The organism is Bradyrhizobium sp. (genome assembly GCF_035309285.1).
Classification (GTDB): Bacteria; Pseudomonadota; Alphaproteobacteria; order Rhizobiales; family Xanthobacteraceae; genus Bradyrhizobium.
Genome location: NZ_DATGFH010000110.1, coordinates 51,007 through 68,751, shown reverse-complemented (window position 1 = coordinate 68,751; position 17,745 = coordinate 51,007). Strand labels below are relative to the sequence as shown.

12 protein-coding genes are annotated in these 17,745 nt (G+C 64.5%); 5 read left to right on the top strand and 7 right to left on the bottom strand.

Annotated features, from left to right (window positions below; all coding sequences use genetic code 11):
- Positions 1-120: 120 nt before the first annotated feature.
- Both VKR55_RS22095 and VKR55_RS22090 read left to right on the top strand, forming a co-directional pair.
- On the top strand, positions 121-4,245 hold the full coding sequence (locus VKR55_RS22095; protein WP_324406622.1) for an autotransporter domain-containing protein: 4,125 nt from the start codon (positions 121-123) through the stop codon (positions 4,243-4,245).
- A 168-nt stretch (positions 4,246-4,413) separates the two neighbouring features.
- Positions 4,414-5,520: an NAD(P)/FAD-dependent oxidoreductase gene (locus VKR55_RS22090; RefSeq protein WP_324406621.1), complete on the top strand. Its 1,107-nt coding sequence runs from the start codon at positions 4,414-4,416 to the stop codon at positions 5,518-5,520.
- A gap of 75 nt (positions 5,521-5,595) precedes the next feature.
- On the opposite strand, the gene VKR55_RS22085 is transcribed toward VKR55_RS22090, so the two are convergent.
- From VKR55_RS22085 to VKR55_RS22075, 3 genes are all read right to left on the bottom strand, one after another.
- Positions 5,596-7,443: a chloride channel protein gene (locus tag VKR55_RS22085; RefSeq protein ID WP_324406619.1), complete on the bottom strand. Its 1,848-nt coding sequence runs from the start codon at positions 7,441-7,443 to the stop codon at positions 5,596-5,598.
- 399 nt (positions 7,444-7,842) lie between these two features.
- On the bottom strand, positions 7,843-9,099 hold the full coding sequence (locus VKR55_RS22080) for an aminopeptidase (protein ID WP_324406617.1): 1,257 nt from the start codon (positions 9,097-9,099) through the stop codon (positions 7,843-7,845).
- A gap of 83 nt (positions 9,100-9,182) precedes the next feature.
- Positions 9,183-9,782: a CGNR zinc finger domain-containing protein gene (locus tag VKR55_RS22075; protein ID WP_324406616.1), complete on the bottom strand. Its 600-nt coding sequence runs from the start codon at positions 9,780-9,782 to the stop codon at positions 9,183-9,185.
- Positions 9,783-9,868: 86 nt separating this feature from the next.
- On the opposite strand from VKR55_RS22075, the gene VKR55_RS22070 reads away from it, so the two are divergent.
- The gene (locus VKR55_RS22070) at positions 9,869-10,027 is read left to right on the top strand and encodes a hypothetical protein (RefSeq protein WP_324406615.1); all 159 of its coding nucleotides are present in this window, start codon (positions 9,869-9,871) and stop codon (positions 10,025-10,027) included.
- Positions 10,028-10,045: 18 nt separating this feature from the next.
- Here VKR55_RS22070 and VKR55_RS22065 read toward each other — a convergent pair whose 3' ends face one another.
- The 3 genes from VKR55_RS22065 to VKR55_RS22055 all read right to left on the bottom strand — a co-directional run bounded on the left by VKR55_RS22065 (position 10,046) and on the right by VKR55_RS22055 (position 14,044).
- Positions 10,046-11,506 (bottom strand): alpha,alpha-trehalose-phosphate synthase (UDP-forming), encoded by a 1,461-nt coding sequence (locus VKR55_RS22065; protein ID WP_324406613.1) that lies wholly within the window; start codon positions 11,504-11,506, stop codon positions 10,046-10,048.
- 204 nt (positions 11,507-11,710) lie between these two features.
- A complete protein-coding gene (gene otsB / locus VKR55_RS22060; RefSeq protein ID WP_414642409.1) occupies positions 11,711-12,544 on the bottom strand; it encodes a trehalose-phosphatase in 834 nt (277 codons plus the stop codon).
- A gap of 6 nt (positions 12,545-12,550) precedes the next feature.
- Positions 12,551-14,044, bottom strand: a complete 1,494-nt coding sequence (locus VKR55_RS22055; protein ID WP_324406611.1) for an MFS transporter — start codon at positions 14,042-14,044, stop codon at positions 12,551-12,553.
- A 198-nt stretch (positions 14,045-14,242) separates the two neighbouring features.
- On the opposite strand from VKR55_RS22055, the gene VKR55_RS22050 reads away from it, so the two are divergent.
- Complete coding sequence (locus VKR55_RS22050) at positions 14,243-14,578, top strand: DUF3175 domain-containing protein (protein ID WP_324406609.1); 336 nt, start codon at positions 14,243-14,245, stop codon at positions 14,576-14,578.
- A 256-nt stretch (positions 14,579-14,834) separates the two neighbouring features.
- On the opposite strand, the gene VKR55_RS22045 is transcribed toward VKR55_RS22050, so the two are convergent.
- The gene (locus VKR55_RS22045) at positions 14,835-16,874 is read right to left on the bottom strand and encodes a methyl-accepting chemotaxis protein (protein ID WP_324406608.1); all 2,040 of its coding nucleotides are present in this window, start codon (positions 16,872-16,874) and stop codon (positions 14,835-14,837) included.
- 327 nt (positions 16,875-17,201) lie between these two features.
- Here VKR55_RS22045 and VKR55_RS22040 point away from each other — a divergent pair, with 327 nt between their 5' ends.
- A complete protein-coding gene (locus tag VKR55_RS22040) occupies positions 17,202-17,687 on the top strand; it encodes a (2Fe-2S)-binding protein (RefSeq protein ID WP_324406607.1) in 486 nt (161 codons plus the stop codon).
- Positions 17,688-17,745 lie beyond the last annotated feature (58 nt).

Genomic DNA, 17,745 nt, shown 5'->3' with positions numbered 1-17,745 from the left:
TATCGGCCCGCGCGGCATTCCAGTAGGTAAATGAAGCGTTGGTCCCCCGGATGGGGCCGAACCGCGGTGAATTTTTGATCCCGGAATCGTTTCTATTGGGGGCGTGGGTTGAGGCGGATTGTGCACCGAGGCGATGGCGCCCGCACGTGGGTCCTCGCAGCTTCGATCCTGCTTGCGCTTCAGATTGCCGCTTCCAGCGTTGCGATCGCGCAAACGGGCCAGAATGGCACGGGTGGCCAATCATCCAGCGGTAGTGGGCCGGCGATTCCAGGCAACGGCGGCGCCGCCGGGCTGGCGGGTGACGGGTCGTCGACCGGGACCAGCGGCGGGAATGGCGCGACGAGTAGCGCGGGCGTTTTGGGTGGCCCTGGCGGCGGCGCCGACCTCGGGGGCGGCGGCGGGGGCGGGTTTGGTTCGGGCGCAGCCGGCGGTGGCGGCGGCGGTGCCGGTGGCGCCGGAACCACCGTGAGTGCGAGCGGCACAACAATCATCAGCTCCAACGCAACGGGTGGAACCGGCGGAAGCGGAGGTGTCGGCGGCAGCACCTTCGGTGCAGGGTTCAGTGACGGCGGTGGTGGCGGTGGCGGCGGCGGCGGCAGCGGCATCATCATCAACGGAAGTGCCTCGGGCGTCGCCATCAGCATCAACAGCAGCGTGACCATCCAGGGTGGCGGCGCCGGCAACGGCTCGAATCCCGCAGCCTCTGGCGGATTGAGCACCGGAAGCGATGCCGGGAAGGGCGGCAACGGCGGCAACGGGATCACCGTCAGCAACGGCAATGGCGCGACGATCACCAATAACGGGACCATCACCGGCGGCTCGGGCGGTGCTGGCGGACTTGCCGCCGACTTTACTTTTGGCGCCAACGGCTCGAACGGCGTCGGTATCGTCGGTGCAAACCTGACCGTGATCAACGCCGGATCGATCTCGGGCGGCAACGCGATCGTCTTCACCGGCGGCACCAACAGCCTCGAGCTCCGGGCCGGCTTTTCCTTTTCGGGCGGCGTGACGGGCAGCGGCACCAATACGCTGAAGCTTGGCGGCACGACCGGCGCGTCCTTCGACATCTCACAGCTCGGCGGGATTTACCAGAACTTCTCGTTGTTTCAGAAAACGGGGACCGGGACGTGGTCCGTGACCGGCACGTCGGGGACGACGCTCGCCTGGACGATCTCGACAGGCACCTTGAATCTCGTCGGGGCCAGCGCCACGACGGGTACAACGACCAATTCCGCCACGCTCGGCATCGATGGCGCCAGCACGCTGACGGCGACGGGAATCACCAACAATAGCGGCGGCGTGCTCACCGTGGCCCAGGGCGGCAGCGCGAGCGGTACCATCGACAACGCGGGCTCAGTGACCAACAGCGGCACCTTCAATTCGGTCGTACACACCAATACAGCGGGCACCATCACCAACGACACGACGGGCCAGTGGACCGGCAACGTGACCAGCAATGCCGCCGCGATCGTCAACAATGGCGTCTGGATCGGCAACGTCGTCGCCAACACGGGCTCGATCAACAACAACCTGACCTGGACCGGCACGGTCACCAACGGCGCGACCTTCAACAACAATGCGAGCGGGACGGTGTCCGGGCTTCTGAGCAACAGCGCCGGCACAACAACCAACAATGGCAGCCTGAACGGCGGCGCCAGCGTCACTGGCGGCACGCTCACGAACTTCACGACCATCAATCTCGGGGCCACCGTCACTGGCGGCACCTTGACGACGACCGGGACTGTCACCGGGGGATTGCTGAACAGCGCTGCCGTGAACGCCGCCGGCACGGTCAATGACGGTATTGTCAACCAGGGCGCCGGCCTGTTCACAGTGACAGGGGCGCTGACCACCAACAACGGCTTTACCAACAACGGAACCGCGCAGCTCGTGGTCAGCGGCGGCGATTTCAGCGGCATCACGACGCTGACCAACACCTCCACCAACGCCACCGGCGTCAGCATCACTGCCGGCCGGACGCTGAGCTCGACCAACGTGACGAACAGCGCGGGCGCCACGCTGGTGAACGCGGGGACGCTGACCTCGACCCATGTGGTTGCGAATGCCGGCACGATCACGAACAACGCTGGCGCGATCATCAATGGAGGCGTCAGCAATAGCGGCACCTTCAACAATAGCGGAACGCTCAACAACGGCCTGACGAATACGGCGGGCAGCACCACAAATAGCGGCACGATCAATGGTGGCGCCTCCGTCAGCGGCGGCACGCTGTTCCTGACCGGTACCGGCAGCGTCGCCGGAACCGTGAACCTGTCCGCCTCGGGCGGCAAATTCGACATCAGCGGGACCACGACGGGCGCAACGGTTGCGATGCTCGACGGCGTGGCCGGCAGCACGGTCAATCTCGGCAGCAAGACGCTCACCATCACCACCGGTTCGACCTTCGACGGCGCCTTCCAGGGCGCAGGCGGCAATCTGACGCTCTCCGGCGGCACGGAGACGCTGACCGGCACCAATACCTATGGCGGGGCGACGACGATCAACGGCGGCACCCTCAATGTGACGGGCGCCATCACCAACAGCAACAATGTGACAGTCAACGGCGGCACGTTGAACGTGACCGGTTCGGTATCCGATCCGACGGTCAATGCGGGGGGCCTGCTGACCGGCACCGGCTCGGTTGGCGATACCACGATCAACACGGGCGGAACATTTGCGCCCGGCACGGCCAACGTGCCCGGGACGTCGATGACAGTGGCCGGCAATCTGGCCTTCACCTCCGCCGCGCTTTACGTCGTTTATCTCAATCCGACGACGGCCTCCTTTGCCACCGTCACCGGCACGGCGACGCTTGGCGGCGCGACCGTCAACGCGTTCTATGCCAACGGTAGCTACATCAACAAGCAATACACTATTCTGACCGCAACCGGCGGCGTCAGCGGCACCTTCGGCTCGCTCGTCAACACCAACCTGCCGTCCAATTTCAGGGCGAGCGTGAGCTACGATGCCCACGACGCCTACCTGAACCTGGCGCTGAATTTCGGACCGTCGCCAGGCCCAACCCCACCTGGCTCGCCCCCGGATTATGGCAGCGGGCTCAACCTCAATCAGCAGAATGTCGCCAACACGCTGGTGAATTTCTTCAACACCACCGGCGGCATTCCGCTCGTGTTCGGCAGCCTGACGCCGACCGGGCTGACGCAGGTGTCCGGCGAGAGCGCGACCGGCTCGCAGCAGACCACGTTCATGGCCATGAGCCAGTTTGTGGGCGTGCTGACCGATCCTTTCATCGGTGGCCGCGGCGATGGCATCAGCGCCGGTGGCGGTTCGATGGCCTATGCGGAAGAAAGCATGGCCGATGCCGCACGCGGTCGCACCGCGAACGAGCGCGACGCCTATGCGGCGGTCTATACCAAGGCGCCCGTGCCCGCGACGTTCGAACAGCGCTGGAGCGTGTGGGCCGCAGGCTTTGGCGGCTCGGAGAAAACCAACGGCGATCCGGTCGCGGCCGGCACGAACGACGTCAGAAGCAGCCTCTATGGCACGGCCGTCGGCGCCGACTATCGCCTCTCGCCGAATACGCTGGTCGGCTTTGCACTCGCGGGCGGCGGCACCAATTTCAGCGTCAACACGCTGGGCTCCGGACGGTCCGACCTGTTCCAGGCCGGCGCCTTCGTCCGGCACAATGCCGGCGCGGCCTATCTCACCGCCGCGATGGCCTATGGCTGGCAGGATATCACCACCGACCGGACCGTCACGCTCGCCGGCTTCGATCGTCTGCATGCCGCCTTCAACGCCAACGCGTGGTCGGGCCGCGTCGAAACCGGCTATCGCCTGGCCGTGCACGGTTTCGGCATCACGCCCTATGCCGCCGGCCAATCCACGACGTTCGATCTTCCGGCTTATGCCGAGCAGGCGCTCGTGGGCACACCGATGTTCGCACTCAGCTACGCGTCGAAGGACGTCACCGATACCCGCAGCGAGCTCGGCATTCGCACCGACAAATCGTTAGCCATGCAGAATGGCATCTTCACGCTGCGTGGCCGTCTGGCTTGGGCACATGATTTTGATCAGGGCCGCACTCTGCTTGCGACGTTCCAGAGCCTGCCCGGTGCCTCATTCGTCGTAAATGGCGCGCGTCAAGCTTCCGACTCCGCGCTCACCACCGCCGCAGCCGAGTGGAAATGGCTCAGCGGCTGGTCGGCCGCGGTAACCTTTGAAGGCGAGTTCTCGAACAGCACCCGCTCCTATGCCGGCAAGGGCGTCGTGCGCTACGCGTGGTGACGCTGCCGGCATCTCCCGGCTTGTCCGCTCCGAACCAATCGCCAGGCTGCTCGTTGACTGACGGGCCTAACGCGCGATGATTCTCATCGCCCTTTAGCCTATTGTTTCGCGCATGATCTTTTCGGAAAACCGCGACACACCTTTCCGGATCATGCGGCAAGAGGCACCATGCGCGTTGTGATCTGCGGCGGCGGCGTGATCGGCGCCTGCACCGCCTTTTTTCTCGCCCGCCGCGGCGTCGAGGTCATCGTCGTCGAACGCACGGGCGTGGCGAATGCCGCGTCCGGCAAGGCGGGCGGCTTTCTCGCGCGCGATTGGTGCGCGGGCACGCCGCTGGACGCACTGGCACAGCGAAGTTTTGAGCTTCACGCCAGGCTGGCCGGGGAGATCGCGGGCGATTGGGGCCATCGGCCCACGACCGCCTATAGCGGCATCGTCGTGGGCGCGCGCGATGGCCGCCGTCGCGCGCGTTGCGAGCTCGGTTGGCTCGCGGATGGCGTCATCATCGCCGGACGGCTGGGCACTTCAGACACGACGGCAACCGTTCATCCGCATAAATTCACGATGGCCATGATGCGCGCCGCGCAATCCCTCGGCGCCGAGCTGCGCAGCGGCCGCATCACCGGCATCATCAGGAATACGCATGACGCAAGCGCCAGGGGCGTCGAGCTCGACGGCGGCGTCATCGAGTCGGATGCCGTGGTCATCGCAATGGGACCCTGGTCGCTGCTCGCCGCGGAATGGATGACGCTGCCGGCCGTGTTCGGGCAGCGCAGCCCGAGCGTGGTCTACGACAGCGGCGGCGATGTGCCGGCGCATGCGCTGTTCCTCGATCTTCACGATGAGAACGGCGGCACGGTTTCAGTCGAGGTCTTTCCGCGCGCGGACGGAAGCACGCATCTCTGCGCCCTTTCCGACATCGTGCCGCTGCCGCTCGACCCCGCAACAGTGACGCCGGATCCGGAGGCGATCGCGCGGCTCGAGAGGATCGGCGAACGGCTGTCGCCGCTGCTCGCCAGCGACAGGATCATCGCCCGCCAAGCCTGCTTCCGGCCCGTGACGGAAGACGGCCTGCCGCTGATCGGCAAGGTGCCCCGCAGCGAAGGCCTCTATGTCGCGACCGGCCACAATGTCTGGGGCATCCTCAACGCGCCGGCCACCGGCGAGGCGCTCGCCGAGCTGATCGCCGATGGCGCTTCACGCAACGTCGATCTTGCGCCCTTCGATCCGATCAGGCTGCGCGCGCTCGATCCGTCCCTGCTGCGGTCGACGTGACGGCGTCGGTTTGATGAACGGCAAGCGGTATCGAGAAGGCTCACCTCTCCCTGGGAGAGGTGAACCGAACAAGGCTCATACCGCGGAACTCGCCGCCGGCGCAGATATGGTGGCCTGCACGACGTCGCCCTGCTCCTCTGCCTGAACTTTCGGCGAGGCGCGCCAGCCGAGATAGACCTCGCGAGCCGCTTCGTTCGATTTCGCCGTGGCGCGAATGCGAAGCAGGTCCTTGCGCGCGACGAGGCCGACGAGACGCAGCGTGTCGCGGTCAACGATCGGCACGCGGCCGAGATCGGCGAGCACCATGCGATCGGCGAGATACGAGACCGGCTCGTCTGGATAGCCGACGGTCAGCGAGCGATCCGATACACGATCGAACAGGCTTTCCTCGCCGTGCGGATTTTCGGCGCGCCAGCGCAGCACGTCGGCGCGCGCCACCATGCCGGAGACGCAGCCATTGGCATCGATCAGCGGATAGGATTTGTGGCGGCGCTCCTCGCTTGAGAAGAACGCGATCGCCTCGTCGACCCGCATGGCGGCCGGCAGCGTGTCGACCCCGCGCACCATCACGTCGCTGACGAGCATGAGCTCGAACGGATCGATTGAGTATTCCCGCACCACGTGCTGGCCGCGCCGCGCGATCTTCTCGGTCAGGATCGAGCGCTTCAGGATCAGCACGGTGAGCGCATAGGCGGCGCTGGTCGCGATCAGAAGCGGGTCGATCATCGAGAAATTTCCGGTGAGCTCGGCCGCAAACAGGATCGCCGTCAAGGGCGAGCGCATGGTGCCGCCCATCATCGCCGCCATGGCGATCAGCGCCCAGGCGCCGCGGTCGCCGGGCAGAAATTGTCCCTCGAGCCAGCCGACGCAGCCGCCAAAGATCAACAGAGGCGCGAGCACGCCGCCGGAGGTGCCGGAGGCGAGCGCGATGATCCAGATGACCGACTTCACCAGCAGAATGCCGACGACGACCGACAGCACCATGTGATTGTCGAGGAGGTCTGCGATGATGTCATAGCCGACGCCGAGCGCGCGAGGCTCGATCAGCCCACCCAGCCCAACCGCAACGCCGCCGATGGCGGGCCACCACATCCAGTGCAGGGGAATCCGGCCGAACAGGTCTTCCGCCTTGTAGAGCAAACCGGTCATGAGGCCCGATTGCAGTCCGGCAACGACACCGACGCCGATATAGGCGAACGGTCCCCACCAGGGCAGATCGAGATGCCCGGCATAGGGAAACAGCGCGCCGGCGCCGATCAGGAGCGGCCGCAGCGCGGCGGACACGACGCAGGCGCAAACCACGGGGATCAGGCTGCGCGGCTTCCATTCAAACAGGAGAAGCTCGACCGCGAGCAGCACGGCCGCAACGGGCGTGCCGAAGATCGCCGTCATGCCGGCAGCACTGCCTGCAACCAGCAGCGTCTTGCGCTCCGCGGCACTCAGGCTGAAGCATTGCGCGAACAAGGATCCCAGCGCGCCGCCGGTCATGATGATCGGCCCCTCCGCGCCGAACGGACCGCCGCTGCCGATCGAGATCGCCGACGACAGCGGCTTGAGCAGGGCGACCTTCGGGTGCATGCGGCTGCCGCCGATCAGGATCGCCTCGATCGCCTCGGGGATGCCGTGGCCGCGAATCTTCTCCGAGCCGAAGCGGGCCATCAGGCCGATGACGAGCCCGCCGAGCGCGGGTGCTGCCACCATCCAGGCATCGCGCTTGACGCCGGCCAGCGACAGGCTTTGCGCACTCAGCGTGTGCAGCCAGATCAGGTTGGTGGCGAGCGCGATCACGCGCAGGAGAAACCAGGCCGACAGCGCGCCGCCGATGCCGACCAGCACCGCCATGGCGATCAGGATGAGAACGCGCCGGTCGGTCGAAAAGTCGCCGAGGCGCGGCAGGGAATTGGCAGAACCGATACGGGCCATGATGTCGACCGATGATTTTCACGAAACGGGATGCGGCCGGACCCGAACGGATATCGGCGACGCGCCGCCAATATATCGTAATGCGATATAAATCAATGAACGAAACGCATCCGGGTCACGCGCTGCAAGCATGACTCCGCTTTACGCTTAAGAATCGATGATCAAAAAACAGGCAGCGCCTGGTTTATGAATGATTGATGAAGGCCTGTTTCCCAGCCTTCTCCTTCGCTCCGCCTTTGGCGGGGAGAAGGTTGGGGTGAGGAGCTGTTTCCGCGAGGACAGACCGTAGGATGGGCAAAAGCGCAATGCGCCCTGCCCACCGTCTCTCAACGACCGCAATTGTGAATGGTGGGCACGCTATCGCTTTGCCCACCCTACAAAGCTGTGCGGCAGCGCTGGCTACGCCCACTCGCCCTTGCGGAACACCGGCACGCGGCTGCCGTCGGCATGGATACCGTCAATGTCGGTCTTGTCGGAGCCGATCATCCAGTCGATGTGGATCAGGCTCTGGTTGCCGCCCTGGGCTGCGATCTGCTGCGGCGTGAGCTTGGCGCCATCGATGAAGCACTTCGAGTAGCACTGGCCGAGCGCAATGTGGGACGCAGCGTTCTCGTCGAACAGCGTGTTGAAGAAGAGCAGCCCGCTTTTCGAGATCGGCGAGGAATGCGGCACCAGCGCCACTTCGCCGAGCCGCCGCGCGCCCTCGTCGGTGTCGAGCACCTTGTTCAGCACTTCCTCACCGCGCGAGGCCCTGGCCTCGACGATGCGGCCTTCCTCGAACTTCACCTGGATGTTGTCGATCAGCGTGCCCTGATAGGACAACGGCTTCGAGCTCACGACATGGCCGGACACGCGGGCGCAATGCGGCGTGGTGAAGACTTCTTCCGTCGGGATGTTGGCGTTGCAGGTGATGCCGTTCTTCGCGGTCGACGCGCCGCCTTCCCATTCGTGGCCATCCGCCAAGCCAATCGTGAGGTCGACGCTCGGCGCCGAATAATGCAACGCATGGAAGCGCTGGCTGTTCAGCCATGCGGTGCGCTCGGCAAGGCGCGCATTGTGCGCGTCCCAATTGGCGACCGCGCCATCCTTGTCGACGCGGGACGCGGAGAAGATCGCTTCCGCGAGCCTCGCCACCGCGACCTCCTCGGCTTCATCAGGGAAAACCTGCTTTGCCCAGGACGCGCTCGGATAGGCGATGATGTTCCAGTTGGTGTCGAAATTGACGATCTTCTCCAGCGCCGGCTGGTAGGCCTTCGAATTGGCCTTGCTCGCGCGCGCGACCTTGGCGGGATCCTCGCCCGAGAGCAGCATCGGATTGTCGCCGACGATGGCAAGCCGCGCGGTGTTTTCGGTAAACGCTTTTGCCATGCCCTCGTAGAGCCAGCCGGCGGCGCGATCAAAACTCGCGTCATGAGCAAAGCGGTAACGTGCGAGCGTGAACGCCTCGTCGGTGAAGAACGGCGTCACAATGCCGGCACCGGCCTTATAGGCATGCTCGGCGACCTTGCGCACCAATGGCAGAGCGGCCACGGGCGCGGTCAACAGGAGATCCTGCCCTTCGCGCAGGCGCAGGCCCACTTTCACCGCCACCTCCGCGAGGCGGTCGAGCTTGACGGAATCGATGGAGGCGGAAAGGTTGCGCTGATGGGCGGTCATGACGAATCCTGAGATGGGGCCGTCTCCCATTTAAGCCCGGCAGCGCTGGAAGCAACGGGCTTGACGCCTCAAGAGCTGGAATATCAGGCCTCGGCGTCACGCTTCTGCCGCTCGCGGTACGCGCGGGTCTTTTCCCGGTTGCCGCAGAGCTCGGACTGGCACCAGCGGCGCGTGCCGGGCTTGGAGCGGTCAAAAAACACCCGCCGGCATTCGTCCGCCGCACACATCTTGAGCCGGTCGAGCGTGCCGTTCGCCGCACCGTCATAAAGCTCGGCGGCGATGGCCGCGAGACCGGCCTGCGCGTCGGCTTGCACCGGCTCAAGTCTCATCCCGTCCCTGCCAAAGGCCGCGACCCTGAGCGGAAACGGCTCCAGCGCCTTGTTCAGGGGATCGATGACGGCTGCCTTGCGGCGGCGCTCCGCAGGCTCGCATCCAAGATAGTCGCGCAGCGCGCCGCGCAGCCGCAGCGCCTGGTCGAACGCCTTCTGCGAGGGCACTGCGCCCCGCTCGACGAGGCCGCGCGCCTTCATCCAGTCGCCGAGCCCGGCCGGGCCATCGAGCTCCTCGGCCTGCTGATGCTGCACGCCGTGATGGGTGAAATGCCGCAAATCCAGCGTGTTGGCGAAATCGTAAACATTCGCCAGCGCGTCCGGTACGCGGAACTTGCGCGATTCTTTCGACATGGCATTGGCCTCTGCAACACCATTTAATTCGTTTTGCTAGTTGACGCAAGACACCCAGTATAACCAATTCGACGCAGAGCCTGCGGTTGATCGGCGCCCAGCGCGAGTTCTGCCGCGCCTGGCCCAATCAGGAGACCGTGCTGGTCAAGGGCGCGCATTTCCTGCAGGAAGAAGCGCCGCACGAGGTCGGCGAAGCGACCGCGCGCTTTGTGGCAAAGGTGCTCGCGGGAGCCAGAACGTCGTGAGATTGCTCCAGCAATGCGCTAGTGAAATCGCGCGGCTGAATGGAGCGAGCGAACCGGCCGGAGCGTCGGAGATTCGGCGGCGCGCGGAGAAGCTTCGGTCCTTTCGCTATGGCTATCCCGCAGCGCCTCGACGAAGTCGGCGAACCATTGCTGAATGGAGTGGCTGCGCAGCCTCTCCATCATCGTCTCATGGCGCATGCGCCGCTCGCTCAGGGGCATCGCGAGCGCGGTCGCGAGCGCGCGGGCCATGCCGTCAATATCGTGCGGGTTGACGAGCAGCGCTGCGTCGAGCTCGTTGGCGGCGCCGGCGAATTTCGACAGCACCAGCACGCCGGGATCGGACGGGTTTTGCGCGGCGACATATTCCTTGGCGACGAGGTTCATGCCGTCATGCAGCGGCGTCACCACGCCGACCTGCGCGGTGCGATAGAGGCCGGCCAGCACGGCCTGGCCAAAGCCCTTGTTGAGGTAGCGGATCGGCGTCCAGTCGACCTCGCCATGGCGGCCGTTAACGTCGGTGATGAGCCTTGCGACGTCGTTCTGAAGCTGGCAATAGGCCTCGATCCCGCCGCGCGACGGCGTGGCGATCTGCAACAACGACACCGTGCGCGCCAGATGCGAGTTCGCAGTCCACATGCGGTCGAAGGCGCGGATACGGTTGACGAGACCTTTTGAGTAGTCGAGGCGGTCGACGCCGATCGCCAGCCGCTCGCCGTTGAGGCTGCGGCGAAGCCGCAACACGTCGGGATGCGTGGTTGCCTTGGCCGCTTGTTGCGAAAACTTCTCGGCATCGATGCCGATCGGAAACACCGCCGCGCGGGTGCGGCCGTACTGCGACATCACGCTATCGTCGTGAACCGCGAGCTCGAGATTGGTTTTGACATAGCCGAGGAAATTGTCGCGGTCCGCCTCGGTCTGGAAGCCGATGAGGTCGTAGCCCAGCATCGCCTCGATCAGCTCGCGATGCTGCGGCACGCCCTCGATGACGCACGGCGCGGGCCACGGCGTGTGCAGGAAGAAGCCGACGGGTGCGGTGACGCCGAGCTCGCGCAGTTCCGCGCCGAGCGCAAGGAAGTGGTAATCCTGCACCCAGAATGCGGCTTCCCGCTTGTTGAAGCGCAGCAGCGCGCGCGCCATGAAGGCGTTGACCTCGCGGTAGGAGAGATAATCGCCTTCGGTCACGCGAATCAGGTCGCTGCGCGAATGCAGCGCGGGCCACAGCGCGGAATTGGCAAAGCCTTCGTAATAGCCGCCATAATGCGCCGCCGGCAGATCGAGCATCGCCAGCGCGCCGGCGCCGAGCGCTTCGATCTCCGCAAGCGGTTCCTTCTGGAACCCGTCGCGCACGCGGCCCGATGAACCGACCCAGATTGCGCCGGAATTCTCGACCACGGGCAGCAGCGCGGCGGCGAGCCCGCCGGTCATGGGCTCATTGGTATTGGCGCGCGCCACGCGATTTGAAACGACGACCAGGTTCACGAGTCCCTCCTGGGCAGTGCGGGCATTTAACTGCCGTTCATCAATATGGTTCCTTTAAGATGTCTGATGAATTGAAACCGAATTCAGACTGTACGCGACGGAACCGGGGTTCCTTCGCATAAAGATAAAATCTGATGCAGGAAAAGCACGTTAGCGAAGGGAAAACCGCGCGAGCGCCACAAATGACTCTCAATCGCGAACCGCTTATGGCGATTGCGCCACGCTTTGGTCATCGAGCAGGCGCGCGAGGAAAGTGCGCACGTCGCTCGGCGTATCGAAATGTCCGTCGACGCCGTGGACGCGGCGGCCCACCGAGAAGGCAGCCCCGTCGAAATCGGGCATGATTGCGAATACGGTTTCATCGGTAACGTCATCGCCGATGAACAGCGGTCTGCGCCCCTTGAACGGCGGATGCGTCATCAATTCACGCACGCCGCTCGCCTTGGTGAAGCCGGAATGCTTGATCTCGCAGACGAATTTTCCGGGCAGCACTTCGATCGGCGCATTCGGCAGGTCGGCTCGGATCAGCGATACCGATTCATATATTGCTTTCTCCGCGTGGGGCGCGAGGCGGTAATGCAATGCCAGCGAATAGCCCTTGTCTTCCAGCAGGATTCCCGGGCTCAACTTCGCGATCGTGGCAAGCCGCCGCTTCAATTCCTTGTCCAGCGGCGGCGCGCGGGTCTCGGCCGCTTCTCCATCCGGATCGAGGCGCATTTCGGCACCGTGGCCGCCGACGGCCGGGAACTGGTCGGGTGCGAAGATCAGGTCGATGTCGTTGAGGGAGCGGCCGCTGACCAGCGCCAGCGCGCCGGAGGTTCTTGCAAGGAGGCCGTTCAGCGTCCTGGAAAGCTCCGGCGGCGCAAACGCCTCGCGCGGCGTCGGCATCAAATCGAGCAGCGTGCCGTCAATATCGAGCAGGATCGCAGTCGTGACGAGATGCGGCACAAGCAGATGCGGCACCGGAACGGCGTCCGGCGCATCCTGCTGCTGCGGGCTTGTTTCCTTCGATCGCATCGCGGCCAAGTCCTGATCCATCGTATCCTACTCCACGGATGCAAGCGGCTTTGCAACCGATTCCAGCGATTGTCGCTCGGCAGCGACCGCATAGCGCCATGCCACGATGGCCGCCGCGACCATCAGGACGGCGCCGAGCAGATAGCCTCCGAACACGCTCTCGCGCGCTCCGGTGTCGATCAGCGCGCCGAACAGCGCGGGACCGATGATACCGCCGATGCCGGTGCCGATGGCATAGAACAGCGCGATCGCGAGCGCGCGCACTTCGAGCGGAAAGTTTTCGCTCACGGTGAGATACGCCGCGCTCGCAGCGGGCGACGCAAAGAAGAAGATCACCATCCAGGCGATAGTTTGCGTCTGCGCGCTCAGCACGCCGATCGAGAACAGATAGCCGGAAAGGGCGAGCAGCACGCCGGACACGCCATAGGTAGCCGTGATCATGGTACGGCGGCCGAGCGTATCAAACAGGCGGCCGAGCAGCAGTGGGCCCAGGAAATTGCCGGCGGCAAAGGGCAGGATGTACCAGCCGACATGATCGGCGGGGATTTGATAGAAGTCGGTCAGCACCAGCGCAAAGGTGAAGAAGATGGCGTTGTAGAAGAACGCCTGCGCGGCCATCAACGTCAGTCCCACCAGCGAGCGCTGGCGATAAACCGAGAACAGCGTGTGCGCGACCTCCGCGAGCGGCGTATGATCGCGCATCTTCAATCTGATCCTGGCGAAGGCCTGATGCTGCGGGTCCTGCGTATGTCCGATCACGGAGCGCTCGATACCATCCACGATTTGATGCGCCTCGTCCGGATGGCCGTGGATCATCAGCCAGCGCGGGCTTTCCGGGATCCACATCCGCATCACCAGGACGATGAGGCCGAGCGCCGCGCCCGTGAGATAAGCAAGCCGCCAGCCGACGTCGGGACCGGTGACCGCGGGATCGAGCAGCACAATCGCGCTCGTGGCGCCGAGCGCCGCACCGATCCAGAAGCTGCCGTTGATGACGAGATCGGTCCAGCCGCGATAGCGCGCCGGCACCAGTTCCTGGATGGTGGAGTTGATCGCCGTGTATTCACCGCCGATACCCGCGCCGGTGAGGAAGCGGAACAGCACGTAGCTCGCGACGCTCCACGACAGCGCGCTGGCCGCGGTGGCGCAGAGATAGAGCGCCAGCGTGATGAAGAACAATTTGCGGCGTCCGATGCGGTCGGTGAGCCAGCCAAAGCCGATCGCGCCCAGCACGGCGCCGGCGAGATAACCGCTGTTGGCAAGCCCGACGTCGAAATTGGAAAAATGCAGGCTCGGGCTCTCCTTCAGCGCGCCGGACAAGGCGCCGGCCAATGTCACTTCCAGCCCGTCGAGAATCCAGGTGATGCCGAGCGCGAGCACGACGCGGGTGTGGAAGCCGCTCCAGGAGAGCGCGTCAAGCCGCGACGGGATCGAGGTTTCGATGATGCGGTCATCGGTCCGCGCCGCGACCGCGGAACCGGCCACGCCGTGATCGAACGCCGGACTTTGCTGCAGGGACATTGGGACAACAAATGCAAGATGCCTGGGAACAGCGCGCCCGCCGAGGATTTTGAAACGCGAATGCGGCGAAGCTCAAGCCTGCCACGGGCGATAACGTCGCGACCAGCGCGTAGTTCCCCCGGCGAGCGATGAGGAACTGCATGGCGCGATTTCTCTTTTCCTTGAAATGCCGGAGTTTTCCCTGAAAAGGATTTGGCCATGACAGCACGCAGGAAGACCGCCGTGCGGAGAACGATGTCGCGAAAGACGGCCCGGAAGGCAACGCCAAAACGCTGGTCGGCGCGCGTGACACGCGAGAGCGACGCGCTCGACCTGCAGCGCGGAGTGTTCAGGCTGACCAGTGCGAGACAGATCGCCGCATCACTCAAGCGTTCGGCGGAGCGCAGCAAGCGCCGCAAGTCCGGCGCCTATCGTTCCGCGCTGTCGATGCTGACCTTCTATATCAACCGCGCGGGCAAGAATTTGCCCAAGACGCAACGCCAACGCCTCGAGCGCGCGAAGGTGGAGCTGAAGCGTCAGTTCGGTAGAGAGTGACCGCCACGCATTCCGACGTCATTCCGGGGCGCGCGTCAGCGCGAGCCCGGAATCCATAACCACAAGCGGCTGTTTTTTGCCGTCATTGCGAGCGAAGCGAAGCAATCCAGAGCGGTACAGGAGATCTGGATTGTTTCGTCGCTTACGCTCCTCGCAATGACGACGCAATCACCAAGCGCAACAACACCGGCCTGTGGTTATGAGTCCCCGCGTTCGCGGGGACGACGGTGGTGGGTGTGGCGAGGATGGAGTGAGCCTACGCCGCGCGGATATTCTGCATGAAACGATCGAGCTCGGCGCGCAGCCGCGTGCTTTCGCTCGACAGCGCCTTGGCAGCGCTCAAGACCTCTTCCGATGCCGAGCCGGTTTCGGTGGCGCCGCGGTTGACTTCGACGATGTTGGAGGCGGCCTCGCGCGTGCCCTGCGCGACGCTCTGCACGCTGCGCGCGATCTCCTGCGTCGCAGCACCCTGCTGCTCGACGGCGCTGGTGATCGAGGTGGCAATGGTCGAGATCTGGCCGATGGTCGCGCCGATCTCCTTGATCGCGGCGACCGATTCGGCGGTCGCATCCTGCATGCCGGCGATGTGGTTCGAGATGTCCTCGGTTGCTTTCGCGGTCTGGCTCGCCAGCGACTTGACCTCGGAGGCGACCACGGCGAAGCCGCGACCGGCATCGCCTGCGCGCGCGGCCTCGATTGTGGCATTGAGCGCGAGCAGATTGGTCTGCTCGGCGATCGCGGTGATCAGCTTGACCACGTCCCCGATCTCCTGTGCCGCGCGGGACAATTTGCCGATGCGCGCGTCGGTTTGTTGCGCCTGCTTGACGGCGTCTTCCGCAATGCGGTTGGATTCGCGCATCTGCTTGCCGATCGCATCGACCGAGACCGACAATTCTTCCGTGGCGGACGCGACCGACTGGATGTTGGTGGAAGCGACTTCAGAGGCGCCGGCGACATGGCTCGACAGGCCCTGCGTCGTTTCCGCAGTGCGCGTCAACGTGCCGGCCGCCTGCTCCAGGTGAACCGCGGAAGCGGACACGTTGGACACGATCGAGCCGACCGCGGTCTCGAAATCGTCGGCAAAGCGAATCAGCTCGACCCGGCGCGCGGCGCTCGCCTCCCGGTTCTGCGCATCCTGGGCGGCGGCGTCGCGCTCGGCCTTGGCGACCGCCTGCATCTTGAACTCCTCGACCGCGCCCGCCATCTCGCCGAGCTCGTCCTTGCGTCCGAGGCCCGGCAGCACGACGTCGAAATTGCCGGCGGCGAGCTCGCGCATCGCCCTGCACATCGCGATCATCGGCCGCGAGATGCCGCGGCCGAGCAGCACCGCAAACGCGGCGCCGAGCAGCGTGCCGCCGATCGCAAGCACGATGATGAGCTTCTCGGTCTGGCCGACAATGTCGTTGCTCTGGGCTTCCAGCCGCTGCTGTTCTGCGACGAGATCGTCCTTCATGGCGCTCGCACCCTGGCTGATCGCGCCGGCAGAGCCCTTCATCTCCGTCACGAGATCGGCTACCGTCTTGGAGTTCTCGACGAGCTGTTTCAGCGCCTTTTGATAGGCTGCAAGGAAGCCCTTGGCCTCCTTCAGCTCCGCCACGATCTTGTCATCCATGGAGTAGACCTGGCCGAAGGCGGCATCGACGAAATCCAGCCGGGCCAGCGCGTTGGCGGCGACCGTCTGGTCGGAATTGATGACGAAGATGTTGGCGGCGGCGCTTGCGGCCTGGAACTGCTCGTTGACACGCTTGGTGCCGGATTCGATCGCCTGCGCTTCGGAGTCCGGCGCGTTGCTAGCGATGTCATCGAGCTTGTACTTGAACATGTTGGCGTTGGTCTGCAGCAGATTCTGCACGATCAACTGGCTTTCGCCCTTGACCTTGACGATCCTGGCAAAGGTCGAGGAAAAATTCTTGAATTCGGTCGCGAGCTTGTTCAGCCCCTCGCGCCGCTCGGGCTTTTTGGTGCTGGCGAGCGCCTGCTCGATGGCGGCTTTCAGACCGGCTTGGGCCGCCTGCGCCGCCTTCGCGTCGTCGTCCTTGCCGGTGACCACGTAGTATTTCACCAGCGAGCGATAGGAGATCAGCTCGCGGTCGATGTTGCGTGCAAGGTCGGCCTCCGAGACGCTGCTCCGGTAGGAGCCGACCGCCTCCGAGACGCGCGCGAAGCCGAAATAGGCCATGCCGAGGCTGACGGCTGAGATCACCAGCACCAGCCCAAAACCGAGCATGATCTTGGCGCGGAAGCGGAGTGTCGGAAGCCAGGAAAACAATGATTTCAAACGGACACTTCCCGGCATGCCTACCCCCCAATTCCAAGCCCGGCCCAAACCCGAGTCCCAACCCCGAGTCCAAACCCCGAGTCCAAACCCCAAGTCCCAACCTAAGCGAAGCCGGAGAGCGCAGCCCCCCGGCTTGACCAGGCAAACTTAGGCCAGAATGGATAAGGCTACGTAAATATACGAGGCAGGCAGCTTGGCCGGGACCTCGATATTGGCACCTCTATAATAGAGTGTCAGACGGAGGATGCGTCGGCGTCACAATGCCTTTCGCGACGATTTTCCCGTTGCAAAGTCACCCGCCCGCTGTTTCTAATCAGACCAATCAAAAATCATCGGGAGGGATAAGTGTCGACGGTCAAACTGACGGTAAACGGCAAGGCGGTCTCGGTCGATTGCGAGGACCGCACGCTTCTGGTCCATCTCCTGCGCGATCATCTGAACCTGACCGGCACGCATGTCGGCTGCGACACCAGCCAATGCGGCGCCTGCGTCGTCCATATGGACGGCCGCGCGGTGAAATCCTGTACCATGCTGGCGGCCCAGGCCGCCGGAAGCAGCGTCACCACCATCGAGGGCATCGCCAAGGGTGACGAGCTGCACCCGATGCAGGCGGCGTTCCGCGACAATCACGGCCTGCAGTGCGGCTATTGCACCCCGGGCATGATCATGTCGGCTATCGACATCGTCCATCGCTATGGTGGCAAGCTCGACGAGGCCACCGTCCGCCACGAGCTTGAAGGCAATATCTGCCGCTGCACCGGCTATCACAATATCGTCAGGGCGGTGCTGGACGCCGCCGGCCGCATGAAGGTCGCGCAGGCGGCCGAATAGCCGTCCGCTCCGAACATCATTGAATCAAGACCGCCGCGTTCGATGGAATTGGTGGTTT

Excerpts from the sequence above, each read along its gene's own strand:
- VKR55_RS22090 (WP_324406621.1), top strand. The coding sequence starts at position 4,414 with ATGCGCGTTGTGATCTGCGGCGGCGGCGTGATCGGCGCCTGCACCGCC.
- VKR55_RS22085 (WP_324406619.1), bottom strand. The coding sequence starts at position 7,443 with ATGGCCCGTATCGGTTCTGCCAATTCCCTGCCGCGCCTCGGCGACTTT.
- VKR55_RS22080 (WP_324406617.1), bottom strand. The coding sequence starts at position 9,099 with ATGACCGCCCATCAGCGCAACCTTTCCGCCTCCATCGATTCCGTCAAG.
- VKR55_RS22075 (WP_324406616.1), bottom strand. The coding sequence starts at position 9,782 with ATGTCGAAAGAATCGCGCAAGTTCCGCGTACCGGACGCGCTGGCGAAT.
- otsB (WP_414642409.1), bottom strand. The coding sequence starts at position 12,544 with ATGGATCAGGACTTGGCCGCGATGCGATCGAAGGAAACAAGCCCGCAG.
- VKR55_RS22055 (WP_324406611.1), bottom strand. The coding sequence starts at position 14,044 with ATGTCCCTGCAGCAAAGTCCGGCGTTCGATCACGGCGTGGCCGGTTCC.
- VKR55_RS22050 (WP_324406609.1), top strand. The coding sequence starts at position 14,243 with ATGACAGCACGCAGGAAGACCGCCGTGCGGAGAACGATGTCGCGAAAG.
- VKR55_RS22045 (WP_324406608.1), bottom strand. The coding sequence starts at position 16,874 with ATGCCGGGAAGTGTCCGTTTGAAATCATTGTTTTCCTGGCTTCCGACA.